At 66.5% G+C, this 12,155-nt stretch carries 12 protein-coding genes; 7 read left to right on the top strand and 5 right to left on the bottom strand.

Annotated features, from left to right (window positions below; translation table 11 throughout):
- Positions 1–29 precede the first annotated feature (29 nt).
- On the bottom strand, positions 30–761 hold the full coding sequence (locus tag HT579_11790; protein QKS29527.1) for a queuosine precursor transporter: 732 nt from the start codon (positions 759–761) through the stop codon (positions 30–32).
- Between the two features lie 257 nt (positions 762–1,018).
- Here HT579_11790 and psd point away from each other — a divergent pair, with 257 nt between their 5' ends.
- A complete protein-coding gene (gene psd / locus HT579_11785; GenBank protein QKS29526.1) occupies positions 1,019–1,876 on the top strand; it encodes a phosphatidylserine decarboxylase in 858 nt (285 codons plus the stop codon).
- Between the two features lie 84 nt (positions 1,877–1,960).
- On the top strand, positions 1,961–2,956 hold the full coding sequence (locus HT579_11780) for a hypothetical protein (GenBank protein ID QKS29525.1): 996 nt from the start codon (positions 1,961–1,963) through the stop codon (positions 2,954–2,956).
- A gap of 117 nt (positions 2,957–3,073) precedes the next feature.
- On the opposite strand, the gene HT579_11775 is transcribed toward HT579_11780, so the two are convergent.
- The 4 genes from HT579_11775 to HT579_11760 all read right to left on the bottom strand — a co-directional run bounded on the left by HT579_11775 (position 3,074) and on the right by HT579_11760 (position 6,988).
- Entirely contained in the window at positions 3,074–4,714 is a 1,641-nt protein-coding gene (locus HT579_11775) for a long-chain-fatty-acid--CoA ligase (GenBank protein ID QKS29524.1), read from the bottom strand.
- A gap of 14 nt (positions 4,715–4,728) precedes the next feature.
- Positions 4,729–5,625 carry an alpha/beta fold hydrolase gene (locus tag HT579_11770; GenBank protein ID QKS29523.1) on the bottom strand — a complete coding sequence of 299 codons (897 nt, stop codon included), beginning with the start codon at positions 5,623–5,625 and terminating at the stop codon, positions 4,729–4,731.
- Positions 5,626–5,634: 9 nt separating this feature from the next.
- The gene (locus tag HT579_11765; protein ID QKS29522.1) at positions 5,635–5,922 is read right to left on the bottom strand and encodes an antibiotic biosynthesis monooxygenase; all 288 of its coding nucleotides are present in this window, start codon (positions 5,920–5,922) and stop codon (positions 5,635–5,637) included.
- A gap of 154 nt (positions 5,923–6,076) precedes the next feature.
- Positions 6,077–6,988 carry a DUF2236 domain-containing protein gene (locus HT579_11760; protein ID QKS29521.1) on the bottom strand — a complete coding sequence of 304 codons (912 nt, stop codon included), beginning with the start codon at positions 6,986–6,988 and terminating at the stop codon, positions 6,077–6,079.
- A 339-nt stretch (positions 6,989–7,327) separates the two neighbouring features.
- Here HT579_11760 and HT579_11755 point away from each other — a divergent pair, with 339 nt between their 5' ends.
- From HT579_11755 to HT579_11735, 5 genes are all read left to right on the top strand, one after another.
- On the top strand, positions 7,328–8,563 hold the full coding sequence (locus HT579_11755) for an FHA domain-containing protein (GenBank protein ID QKS29520.1): 1,236 nt from the start codon (positions 7,328–7,330) through the stop codon (positions 8,561–8,563).
- A 270-nt stretch (positions 8,564–8,833) separates the two neighbouring features.
- A complete protein-coding gene (locus HT579_11750; GenBank protein QKS29519.1) occupies positions 8,834–9,418 on the top strand; it encodes a Uma2 family endonuclease in 585 nt (194 codons plus the stop codon).
- A 49-nt stretch (positions 9,419–9,467) separates the two neighbouring features.
- Positions 9,468–9,908, top strand: a complete 441-nt coding sequence (locus tag HT579_11745; protein ID QKS29518.1) for a hypothetical protein — start codon at positions 9,468–9,470, stop codon at positions 9,906–9,908.
- A 675-nt stretch (positions 9,909–10,583) separates the two neighbouring features.
- The gene (locus tag HT579_11740) at positions 10,584–11,084 is read left to right on the top strand and encodes an MAPEG family protein (GenBank protein ID QKS31623.1); all 501 of its coding nucleotides are present in this window, start codon (positions 10,584–10,586) and stop codon (positions 11,082–11,084) included.
- Positions 11,085–11,350: 266 nt separating this feature from the next.
- Complete coding sequence (locus HT579_11735; GenBank protein ID QKS29517.1) at positions 11,351–12,151, top strand: methyltransferase domain-containing protein; 801 nt, start codon at positions 11,351–11,353, stop codon at positions 12,149–12,151.
- Positions 12,152–12,155 lie beyond the last annotated feature (4 nt).

The raw sequence follows: 12,155 nt of genomic DNA, 5'->3' as shown, positions 1-12,155 counted from the left end.
CCGCGGACAGAGGCCAGACCGGCCGCTCCTCAGGCCTTCAGGCTGAAGGGTGTGAAGTTGGTCTGCAGGTCATAGTAGTCCTCGTTCTCAGCCCGCTTCAGTGTTCGCACCACGCGGTAGGTGACCGGCGTGAACACGACTTCGACCATCACCTTGACGACGAACTGCGACAGCATCACCTGCCAAAGGATCTCGTTCGGGATCAGCCCGGAATCGTAGAAGGCCAACGGGTAGAAGAGTGCCGAGTCCACTCCCTCGCCGACGATCGTCGAACCGATGGTCCGCGTCCACAACCAGCGACCGCGGGTAAGGATCTTCATCTTGGCGAGCACGAAGGAATTGACGAACTCGCCGCAGAAGAAAGCGACCAGCGAAGCGAGCACGATGCGCCAGGTCGAACCGAAGGCGACCTCGTAGGCGGCCTGGTTCCGCCACTCCGGCGCCGGCGGCAAGTGCACTACGATCCAGGCCATCGCCGAAGCGAAGGCCATGGCCGCGAAACCGGCCCAGATCACCCGCCGCGCCCGCGCGTAGCCGTACACCTCGGTGAGGATGTCGCCGAAGATGTAGGAAATCGGGAAGAACAGGACACCGGCGCCGAAGGTCACCGGCCCCAGCAGCGGCAGCGTCACCTGCGCTGCCTTCGCCGGTCCGATCAGGTTGGAGCACAGGTAGACCGCGACGAAGGCTGCCATCACCAGGTCGTAATAGCGGTAGGGGGTGGCCGGACGCCGTGCCGCGAGAGAGGCTTCATCATGCATCGGCCGGTTTATACCACTGAAGTCCGCTGGCTGCAGCTGCGGCACCGCAGAGCCGCGGAGCAGCGGCGACCGGCAGCGTCACGCGACTCCGCCGACCGTTCCAGGAGCCTCCGCGCAAGCGGGCAGGGAAGCGGGCAACGAGCGCCGCTTCGCCCTGGCGGGCCGACGCAACGGCCGGCAGCGCGGCCGGCGAACGAAGCGCCGCGACTGCCGTGCGAAGCACTATAATCCCGACCTCGACTCCCGCGGATACCATCGTGCCTGACCGTCTTGCCGTCTTCGCCCAATACCTCATACCGAAGCAGGCGCTGACGACCCTGGCCGGAAAGCTCGCCGAGACCGAGTCGGGCAGCCTGACGACGCGCGTCATCCGTTGGTTCGTTCGCCGCTACGGCGTCGACCTGAGCGAGGCGCTCGACGCCGACCCGGTATCCTACCGCAGCTTCAACGAGTTCTTCACCCGGCCGCTGCGTTCGGGCGCCAGGCCGCTCGCCGACGCCGACTTCGTCTGTCCGGTCGACGGCGCGATCAGCCAGTTCGGCGCCATCGAGCGCGACCGGATTTTCCAGGCGAAGGGCCACCATTACACGACGACGGCCCTGCTGGGTGGCGACAGCGAACTCGCCGCACGCTTTGCCCGCGGCGCCTTCGCCACGCTCTACCTCAGCCCGCGTGACTACCACCGCATCCACATGCCGGCAGACGGCCGCCTGACGCGGATGATCCATGTCCCCGGCGCACTGTTTTCGGTCAACCCGGTGACGGCACGCGGCGTGCCCGGGCTGTTCGCCCGCAACGAGCGGGTCGTCTGTGTCTTTGACGGCGAGTTCGGCAGCTTCGCCCTCGTTCTCGTCGGTGCGACGATCGTCGGCAGCATGGCGACGGTCTGGCACGGCACCGTCAACCCGCCACGCAGCGGCGTCCTGCGCGAATGGTCCTACGAAACGCAGCCGGTCGTCCTCAGGAAGGGTGAGGAGATGGGCCGCTTCCTGCTCGGGTCGACGGTGGTGGTGCTCTTTCCCGCGGACGTCCTGCGCTTCAACCCCGCCTGGTCACCGGGGCGGCCGGTGCGCATGGGCGAGGCAATGGGCGCGCGCATGGGTCCCCGGGAGTGAGGGCCGCTACCGGGCGAGGAACGTGCCGCCGCGACTCCTGGTAACTGCAGACGGTTGCCGAATCCCACTCCACATACCCTGGCCATGGCAATCATCCGCTGCAACAAATGCACTCACCTGCAGGAACAGGCCGACAGCGAAATTGGCGTGACGCTCGCCTGTCCACGCTGCGGCAATCCGACACAGGTCTACCCCACCATCTTCTTTGTCACGCGGCTGCTCGAGAAGTACTTCACCGCTCAGCGCGAGGTAATTCGCCTGACCGCTGCAGCCACTGCCGGCGCGGCGCCGCAGGCGAAGCCGGCCGATTCCGCGGGACCGCCGGCAGGAGTCGATCTGTCGAACACCGACCGCATGACGAGCAACGAACAACATCAGCCGATTGCCGACTGGTTCGGGCGCAAGCAGGTCTCGGTCCAGATTGCGGCCGCTGCCGTCGACACGAGTGGCTTCTTCGACGAAGTCGCAACCATGATCGGGCGCAATCTCCCATTGCTGAAGGAAGTCCTCGACCGCATCCGCTGGGCGCAACAGAAGGGCTACGCGAGCACGGTGATCCCCTTTGACGGCAAGTCGCCCGCCGATGTCCAGAGCCTGACGAGCTTCTGTCGGCAGCTCTACGAGTACTCTTTCGTCGCCAAGGCCATTCCCAACAGGCAGAAGAACAACCTGCTCCTCGCCGTGCAAACTGCTCCCGCCGTTCGCCATTTCTTCAACGGTGAATGGCTGGAATGGTTTGCCCTGATGACCTGCCTGGAGCATGCCACCGCGCGTCGCAAGCAGTTCTCGTGTGCCCGAAAGCTGGGGCTGACGCTCGCCGACGGCGAGCAGTTGGAGGTCGATGTGGTCGTGCTCATCGAGGGCATGCCACCGATCCTCATCGAATGCAAGAGCGGTGAGTATCGCCAGGACATCGACAAATATGTCGGGCTGCGCAGGCGCCTCGGCCTGAGTGGCACGAACCTCATCCTCTGCGTCGCCGGTCTCGAAGACGAGATCGCGAAGGGCCTGACCGCCATGTACGACCTGAGCTTCGTCAGCGAACGCGGCCTCATGCAGCACCTCGGGCGCCTCGTCTGACTGCTGCCCGGCAGCGCGATCGACGGCGACCGCTGCCCCCTCCGGAGGCCGCCGCCCCGCACCCGTGCCCTTGGTGGCGCCCCCTGGCGACGGCACGCGCGTCGCTCCGCCAACATCTCAAACGCCAGGCAGCCGGTAGTTCCTGAACTGTTCGCGCAGACGCAGCTTGTGCAGCTTGCCGGTGGCGGTGTGCGGCAGTTCTTCGACGAAGGCGACATCGTCCGGGAGCCACCAGGCGGCGACCCTGTCCCTGAGGAAGTCGAGCATCGCCTCGCGGCTGAGTTCCTGGCCCGCCTTGCGGACGACGATCAGCAACGGCCGCTCCTGCCACTTGTCGTGCGCGGCGCCGATCACCGCCGCCTCGGCGACCGCCGGATGTGCAATGGCTGCGTTCTCGAGAGCGATCGACGAGATCCATTCGCCGCCCGACTTGATCACGTCCTTGGCGCGATCGGTGATCCGCATGTAGCCGTCGGCGTCGATCGTCGCCACGTCGCCGGTGTCGAAGAAGCCGTCGTCGTCGACATTGCCGCCGCCCTCGTCGCGGTAGTAGCCACGGGTGATCCACGGCCCGCGAACCAGCAGATGGCCGGCGGCCTGACCATCGTGCGGCAGCTCGACGCCGTCGTCGTCGACGATCTTCATCTCGACGCCATAGACCGCCCTGCCCTGCTTCTCCTGCAATGCCAGGTGCTGCTCGAGCGAGAGACCGGCGTGCCGCGGCAGGAGGTTGCAGACGCTGCCCAGCGGCGACATCTCGGTCATTCCCCAGGCGTGGACGACGAAGGCGCCGAACTGGCTCGCGAAGCGCTCGCTCATTGCCCGCGGCGCCGCCGAACCGCCGATGACGACCCGCCGCAGGCACAGCTCCTGCAGCGGCTGCAGGCCCGCCGCCTCGACGTACTGCTGCAGCATCAGCCAGACCGTCGGCACGCCGAGCGCCACGGTGACGCGTTCGTCACGCATCAGTTCGTAAACGCTGCGCCCGTCGAGCGCCGGACCCGGCATCACCAGCCGCGCGCCGCTCATCGCCCCGGCGTAGGGCATTCCCCAGGCATTGACATGGAACATCGGCACCACCAGCAGGACGGTCTCGTGCGCACTGACCGCCAGTCCGTCGACCGCGCAGGCGGCCCAGGAATGCAGTACCGACGAGCGGTGCGAGTAGAGAACGCCTTTCGGGTTGCCGGTCGTCCCCGAGGTGTAGCAGAGAGACGAGGCACTGTTCTCGTCGAACTGCGGCCACGCGAAATCGCCGGCCTGTCCGGCGAGCAGCTCTTCGTAACACAGCAGATCGGGCAGGTTGCTTGCGGGCATGTGGGCGCGATCGGTCAGGACGACGTAGCCGCTGATCCCGGGCGCCCGCGCCGCCAGCTTCTCGACCAGCGGCAGGAAGCCGGGATCGAAGAACAACAGCCGGTCTTCGGCATGGTTGACGATGTACTCGATCTGCTCGGGGAAGAGGCGCGGATTGATCGTGTGCAGAACCGCCCCCATCCCGGACACGCCGTAGTACAGCTCCATGTGCCGATACCCGTTCCATGCCAGCGTCGCGATCCGCTCGCCGGAGCGGACGCCGCGCGCCGTCAGCGCGTTCGCCAGTTGGCAGGCGCGGCGCCGGACGTCGGCATAGGTGCAACGATGGATCGGCCCTTCGCTCGTGCGCGAGACGATCTCCCCCTGCGGATGCAGGCGGGCGGCGTGGTCGATGAGCGAAGAGATCAACAGCGGTTGCTCCTGCATCAGTCCCTTGAGCATCAGTCCTCCTCCTTTCACGGATTGGTTGGCAGCGCCTGCAGCGTGCGCATGAGTTCGCTGCCATAGGCCGGGAACTCATGCACGTCGGCATGCGCGGCGTCGGCCAGGCGGAACAGCCGGGCGTGCGGTACCGTTGCCGCCAGTTGCTCGCTGTGCGTGATCGGGATCAGTCTGTCCCTGTCGCCGTGCACCAGCAACAGCGGGCCGTCGATGCGGACCGCATCGGCGCAGGTGGCCAGCGTATAGCGCAACAGCGCTGGCGGCAACAGCGGGTGATGCTGTCGCATCAACTGCCGCATGCTGCAGTAGGGTGAGACCAGGATCGTCAGGTCCGGCTGTACCTCGGCGGCCAGTCCCGCTGCCAGGGCGGTGCCGAGAGAGCGCCCGTAGATCACCGTCCGCCGGCCGGCGTAGGCCGGCGCAACCGCCTGCCAGGCGGCGCGCACGTCGGCACGCAACTGCTCCTCGCTCTCGATGCGCCCACTGCTCTTGCCATAGCCGCGATAGTCGAGCAGCAGCAGATCGTAGTTCGCGGCACGGTAGAAATCGGTGCCGGTCAGCCAGTCGGCGGCGTTGCCGCTGTTGCCATGCAGGAAGAAGATCAGCCCGCGGGGATTCGGCAGCCGCAGGTGCAGCGCCGAAAGGGTCGCGCCGGCGACCGGTATGGCGACCTCATGAACGTCCGCCAGAGCGAATCGGTGCGAAGCGGGCAGCGGCGCCGGCCTGAAGATCAGCCGTTCCTGATGGTGGTAGACCCAGGCCAGCAGCAGTAGATAGGCGAGGACGGCGAAGGCCGCCAGCGAGCCGCAGGCGCGCAGCCAGCCGACCGGATTGATGGACGGCGGCGGACGCTCGCCCGTCGCCGCAGCAAGGGTTCCGGCATGTGCCGGCAATGGCCGCTCGCCGCTCATCCCGGTCGCTCAGGCAAGCTGGAGAAAGCGATGGATCAACGGTGGCTGCGCCAACAGCTCGCCTGCCCGCTCGATGGCGCGCGCGACATGCGCCGTCGCCAGATGCCCATCGGCTGCCGCCTGATCGGACCAGCGCTCGACGGTGACGAACTCGCAAGCATCGTCCTGGTTATGGAACAACTCGTAGCCGAGACAGCCGGCCTCATCGCGGCTCGCCACCGCCAGCTCGACGAGCACCGCCTGCAGTGTCCCCTCACATCCCGCGCGGGCCGTAAGCCGCGCCATGATCCTGATCATCGCTCCCTCCTCGTCTCCGGATCCGGCGTTCATCGTCACCGGACGTTCATCGACCAACCATCGACCATACGCAGCCGGCACTCTCCCGGATGCGGCCGGGCCGCAGGATGCCCGGCGAAGTGGCGGCGGGATCGCCAGCCGCCAGGGCCGTGCGTCAACCGTCGACGCCCCGTTCTGCGGCCGCCGGCGCGACCGCCGTTGCGGCGCGACCTTGCTCCGACGGCACCGGACAACTCCCCGGCGGCGCTCTCGCCGGGCCGAGCCTGGCGATGTCGTAACCACGTGGATAAGCGGCACGGGCGATCCGCGTCCGCAGCTTCGGTTGCCGCCGCTGCGGCAACCAGCGCAGAAGCCGTGCCCGCCAGCGCAGCGCAGCCGCAACGGTCCTCTGCAGCCACCGCGGCGCCGGCTGCAGATCGAGTGCCGCCAGCAGCGGCGGGTCGAGCAGCGCGTGGATGCTGCTGCGAACCAGCGGCCGCAGGGGCACCGGGAACCAGCCGGCGAACATCTCCCGCGTCGCCAGCGCGACCTGCCGGCTGGCCGCCTGTGGACGGAAGTTCCGCTTTTCGTAGTCGCTGCTGAAGGCAGCGAAGTCGGCCAGCGTCGGGGGAATTCCGAGGATCTGCATGCGCTCGCCAACCGCGCGCCAGAAGCGGAACCACGCCAGGCGTTCGTCTTCGCTCATCCGTCGCCAGCCGAAGCGCTCGTTCCAGCGCAACGGCTCGAAGACGAAGGTGGACAGCACATAGAGAAAATCCTCGTTGGCAATGCGGAACCGCGCGTGCAGCGCGTTCATTCGCTCGATCGCATGCTGCCCGCGTGGACTGTCGAAACCGTTCTCGATGATCTCGCTGACGATCAGGTCGGTGTCGTCGTAGCGTTTCTGTGGCCGCCTCTCGAACTCGCCGGTGGCGTGCAGCAGGCCACCGATGCGCACCGATGCGAAACTGCGGAACAACGCGAGTTCGAGGGCCCGCGTCGTGTCCCAGGGAAAGACGACGGTTGCCAGTTGCCGCACCACCTGCTGGCAATCGCGGCACTCGTCGGCCTGCGAGCGGGTCGCCATCGTGCTCCTCCTTTTCTTCTGCTCGATGCACGAAGATACGCGTTGGCCGCGGCAACGGATGCAGCCGCCACGCCGATCACCGCACGCTGTCGCGAAGTCCCGCCGCTGGATTACAATCGCCACAGTGGCGGCAGCCGCCTGCCGCCACCAGCCGCCACCACCCCGGCTGCATCGGACCGCGAGGCAGCCGCTGACGACCGTCTCGCCCCGGTGCCAGCCGGCGGCGGCCGGGGTGGCCATCGGATGCTTGTCGGGACAGGCGCAGCAAGGGAAAGTTCTGATCGCCCGGCGGCGAACTCCAACTGCCGTGATGACCCGCAGCGACAACCGGACCTCCTGATGCATCGGAAGATTTCGCTCATCGTTCAGCCTGGCGACAGTTTCTTCCCGATCGTGCGCGCGATCGACCGGGCGGAGCGCTCGATCAACCTGACCGTCTTTCGCATGGACGATCCGATCATCCAGCGCGCGCTGATCGAAGCCCGCCAGCGCGGCGTCCGCATCCGCGTGCTGATCTCGAGCAGCGCACGCGGCTGGCAGGAGCGCAATCGCAAGCTGCTCAAGGATGCGAACGACGCGGGCATCGACACCCGCGAACCCGCCGGCGACAGCAAGCGCGCACGCTACCACTACAAGGTGATGACGGTGGACGAGGCCGAGGCCTTCGTCTTCACCTTCAACCCGACGCGCGACAACCTGCATTACGCGCGCGACTTCGGCGTCGAACTCTACAGCCAGCCGATCGCCGCCGAGATCAACCGGCTGTTCGACGCCGACTGGGCGGATCAGCCCTTCACCCCCGACCGGGACTCGCCGCTGCTGGTCAGCCCGTTCAACAGCCGACAGAAGATGGAGACGCTGCTCGCCGGCGCACGGACTTCGATCCAGATCGCCGACGCCAAGCTGTCCGACCCGGCCATGCTCCGCCTGCTGATGAAGAAGGCGCGCAGCGGCATCCGCGTGCGCGTCCTCGGCGACGAGAGCCAGCGCAGCACGCTGCCGGCCGGGGTCGAGTTCAGGGCGGTGCCCCGCTACCGGCTGCACGCCAAATGCAGCATCATCGACGGCACCACCGCCGTCATCGGCAGCATGAACCTGCGCACCGAGAGCCTCGACCGCCGCCGCGAGCTGTCGATCATGGTCAGCGACGCGGAACTGCTGCAGGCGCTGGGCGCCGTCTTCGACAGCGACTGGGAACACAAGGCGCCGCTGCCGGACAGCACGACGACGCAGGTGCTGCGGCTGAGCGAGTTGGCGCCAGCCGAGCCGCTGCCGTCGGCAGCGGCGGGTTTCGTCCTCATCTCGCGCACGAACCCGCAACTGCGGCACGTACTGCGCGAGGGGACGAACACCATCGGGCGGGCACAGGAGAACGACCTGGTCATCGGCGACGCCCGCGTCAGCAGGTACCATGCCCACATCAGCCTCCACGACGGCATCTGCTTGCTCATCGACCGCGAGAGCGGCAACGGCACCTTCCTCAACGGCGAGCGAGTCGCCGGCCGCCGGTTGCTGCGCCCCGGCGATGTCGTGCGCATCGCCGACTGCGACGAGTTCCGCTTTCTCGAACTCTAGGCTTCCTACACGGCCGGCCCCGACGGACGACGATGACGATCGAGCGGTGCCCGGGGCGATCGCCGCCAGCGCTGCAAGCGTCCGAAGCGCGTGTGTTTCTCCATGCCCGTCCGCCGCGGCGCTGGCAGACGGGAAGACTTTTCCGGGGCGCCGGCAGCGGGCTGGCGGATTGACACCCCTTTGCGCGGTCCCTACACTCGTCCTGCTGCGCCTGGATTGGTCATCCGTCCGCGCGAGCCAAGCGCAAACTGCTTCGCAGGGGAGGCCTGCATGGGTTACATGAGCCAGCTGATGGACCGGGCGCGACACCGCATCAGCGTCGGCGACTATCACAGGATGGCCGAAGCCGGTGTGTTCGGGCACCAGGACAGGGTGGAACTCATCGAGGGAGAGGTCTTCGACATGGCCCCGATCGGCAGCCAACACGCCTATGTCGTCAACCAACTGGCGCGCCTGTTCACGCTCGCCGCCGGCCAGGACTGCCTGGTCAGCACGCAGAATCCGATCCTCCTCGGTGATCGCTCTGAACCGCAGCCCGACCTGGCCCTGCTCAAACCCGGCGACTACATGGCGCGCCTCCCCGGCCCAGCGGATGTCCTGTTGGTCGTCGAGATCGCCAGCTCTTCCATCGACTACGATCGGGGCGTGAAACTCGAGCTGTACGCGCGTCACGGCATACCCGAAGTGTGGCTGCTTGACCTGACAGGCAACGAATTGCTCGTTTTTCGAGACCCGGACGGCGGAACGTATCGGTCGAGCGAAGCACCGCGCGCGGGGGATCCTGTCAGGCCGCTGCTGTTGCCGGGGATTGAGTGGAGGCTGGGCGAGGGGAAGACGTGGGCCGTTCCCTTTTGACCACTCAGCACCTCGCGACAGGAATGAATGCCAAGCAAAGGAGCCGTACATGCAACCGCAACCCCAACGCCCGACCGGAGCCTTCATCGGCGCATCGTGGGCTGCCCTCCTCGTGGGTGCCATTGCCTACCTGACGGGCCTCTGGAACGCCAGCATGGCGCTCAACGAGAAGGGCTACTATTTCACGGTTCTCATGTACGGCCTGTTCTCGGCCGTTTCGCTGCAGAAGTCGGTGCGCGACCGGCTCGAAAGCATCCCTGTGACCGCCATCTACTACGGCCTGTGCTGGGTCTCCCTGCTGCTGGCGGTGCTCCTGCTCACCATCGGGCTGTGGAATGCCACACTGCTGGCGTCCGAGAAGGGCTTCTACGCGATGTCCTTCCTGCTCAGCCTGTTTGGCGCCGTCGCCGTGCAGAAGAACATCCGCGACCTGGCCCACTGCAAGGAAGAACCGGCCCCCCAAAGCCCGGCGACGCTGCCGGAGGAGTGAGGCCGAGTCGTGCGAAGGCAGCGGTCCTGGTCGAGCGGGTGTCGGAGGCAGCCCTGCCGTGGCCATCGCCAGCCGCAGGGTGAGGCCCATCGTTCCCACGCTCAGCACCGACAAGCGCTGTACTTCTTTCGCCGTGAGGGCGACCGGCAAGCGCCTGAAAGCGTTGCCCACACGGCATCGTCGAGCGACGGAAGCTCGCTGCCAAGCACTTCCTTGTGCAGCAACGGCAACGCACGCTTCGCCCGGTTCTGCGCCGACGCCGCGACGCCCCCTGTGATCACAAGGCGCATGCGGAGGGCTTCGACTTGCCGGGCGCCCCTCTTCACGCGGATGTCGCTTGTCGTGAAAGACCATGCCGTGACGGACCCGTGGCAGCAGGCCTGCTCGGTCGGCATGCTCCATATCAAGGGACTGTTCCCCGCTCGAAGATGACGACGCCGAACCCATCGGTTCAGGGGACCGCCGGCAAGCTGCGCTTGCCGGTTCCCTCCGCCCTACGTGCTCCGGCGGCCCCTGAACTCAAACGTTCAGTCCAACGAGGTTCATCTGCCACGGACGTACCAGCGGCAAGGCCGGACGCTTTCGGCGCGGCAGATGAACGCCATTCGCTGGCAGCACGACATGGCACACAGGAGTCGCCACTTGAATAGCGAGCAACGCGGCGTGGCAATTGGCATGGCATCGGCCTTGTTGATGGCGTTGGTCTTCTTCACCCTTGCTGCAATCTTTGGAGAGGCCCGCATTGCCCCGGGCGCATCCGTCGAGTTCCGCCTGGAACTCCTTGCCGTATCTCTGATGGCACCTGCGGTCTCACTGTTCATCTGTATCGCCCGATTGGCCAAGCATCGTTTCTTCACGCCCGAAGACATCAATGGCAGCGCCCTTACCGAGGGAACCACACGTGCCAGGCTACTTCAAGCGCTTCTGCAAAACACCCTGGAGCAAGTGGCGCTCGCATTGTCCGTGTATTCTGCTTGCTCATTCACATTGCCAGGTCACCTCCTCGGTCTCATTCCGGCGGCGGCCGCGATGTTCGTCGTTGGTCGGGTTCTGTTCTACATCGGCTACTCGGGCGGCGCACCTTCAAGAGCGTTTGGCTTCGCTTTCACCTTTTACCCAACGATTCTTCTAGGGGGTATCGCCGTCTACTTTCTGGGGGTCCGCTTTGCTGCCTGACAAGCTCGGTTTCAAGGACGGCGAAACAAGGCGCGTGCCCCATTTGCCGTTCTCCGTGAGTAGATGTCACATGCGCTACCGGGCGTTTGAGGCTTCGATCGAGGGGACGTGTCCCACCTAGCACTTCATTCTCGTGGTGCGTCGGCAGGTGGCCCCGCCCGGCCCTCGAACCCTCCGCCGACATGGATCGGGGGACGGCAGCAGCGGACCACGATCTGGTCTCGCCGGGACGTCTACCCAGTCCCCTTTGCCAAGAGGAGCCGAAAGTGAAGGCTGACGATGAGATCCGCCGTTCCCCCGCGAACGGCCGGCTGTGGGGCGCGCGGGCCCGCGACTGGGCGGAAGTGCAGGAGGGACAGTGCAGAGCTGCCTATGAGGCAGTGCTTGACGAGCTTGCCCTTCGTCCGGGAAGCAGTTACTGCGATGTCGGTTGCGGCGCCGGGATGGCCGCCCTGCTGGCTGCACGTCGCGGCGCAGAGGTTGCAGGCGTCGATGCCGCTGAAGGCCTCCTCGCAATCGCCCGTGAACGCGTTGCCGTCGCGGATTTTCGCCTTGGCGACCTGGAACAACTGCCATTCGCAGACGGCAGCTTCGACTTCGTCACTGGCTTCAACGCCTTTCAGTTTGCCGCCAATCCGCTTGCCGCCCTCGTCGAAGCCAGGCGGGTTGCGAAGCCAACTGGCCGGGTCGTCGTCCTGACATGGGGCGACCCGCAAGGAATGGACGCGGCAGCACTGCTCACGGCGCTCAAGCCACTGTTGCCGTCGCCAGCGGCTGCAGCACCGGGCCCCTTTGCCCTGTCCGACGAGGGTGCCTTGATGACCCTTGCCGAGTCTGCCGGCCTGACGGTCCTGAAGCTTGCGGAGTTCGCCTGCGAGTGGCGTTACCGGGATCTGCACACCGCGCTGCGCGGACTGGGCTCTTCGGGCGTCGCAGCAAGGGCGGCGGAACACAGCAGCGTCGAGGCCGTCGATGCGGCGCATGCAGCGGCATTGGCGCCCTTCCGGTGCGATGATGGCAGCTATCGCCTGGGCGCCTCGTTCCGCTGGCTCCTCGCTGCCCCCTGACTGA

It is taken from the genome of Candidatus Accumulibacter similis (genome assembly GCA_013347225.1).
Classification (GTDB): Bacteria; Pseudomonadota; Gammaproteobacteria; order Burkholderiales; family Rhodocyclaceae; genus Accumulibacter; species Accumulibacter similis.
The sequence above is the reverse complement of the archived record's forward strand: the minus strand, read 5'-3'. Positions and strand labels throughout refer to the sequence as shown.

What these genes read in the sequence shown, in the direction of transcription:
- HT579_11790 (QKS29527.1), bottom strand. Translation starts at nt 761, where the DNA reads ATGCATGATGAAGCCTCTCTCGCGGCACGGCGTCCGGCCACCCCCTAC.
- HT579_11780 (QKS29525.1), top strand. Translation starts at nt 1,961, where the DNA reads ATGGCAATCATCCGCTGCAACAAATGCACTCACCTGCAGGAACAGGCC.
- HT579_11775 (QKS29524.1), bottom strand. Translation starts at nt 4,714, where the DNA reads ATGCTCAAGGGACTGATGCAGGAGCAACCGCTGTTGATCTCTTCGCTC.
- HT579_11770 (QKS29523.1), bottom strand. Translation starts at nt 5,625, where the DNA reads ATGAGCGGCGAGCGGCCATTGCCGGCACATGCCGGAACCCTTGCTGCG.
- HT579_11765 (QKS29522.1), bottom strand. Translation starts at nt 5,922, where the DNA reads ATGATCAGGATCATGGCGCGGCTTACGGCCCGCGCGGGATGTGAGGGG.
- HT579_11760 (QKS29521.1), bottom strand. Translation starts at nt 6,988, where the DNA reads ATGGCGACCCGCTCGCAGGCCGACGAGTGCCGCGATTGCCAGCAGGTG.
- HT579_11755 (QKS29520.1), top strand. Translation starts at nt 7,328, where the DNA reads ATGCATCGGAAGATTTCGCTCATCGTTCAGCCTGGCGACAGTTTCTTC.
- HT579_11750 (QKS29519.1), top strand. Translation starts at nt 8,834, where the DNA reads ATGGGTTACATGAGCCAGCTGATGGACCGGGCGCGACACCGCATCAGC.
- HT579_11745 (QKS29518.1), top strand. Translation starts at nt 9,468, where the DNA reads ATGCAACCGCAACCCCAACGCCCGACCGGAGCCTTCATCGGCGCATCG.
- HT579_11740 (QKS31623.1), top strand. Translation starts at nt 10,584, where the DNA reads ATGGCATCGGCCTTGTTGATGGCGTTGGTCTTCTTCACCCTTGCTGCA.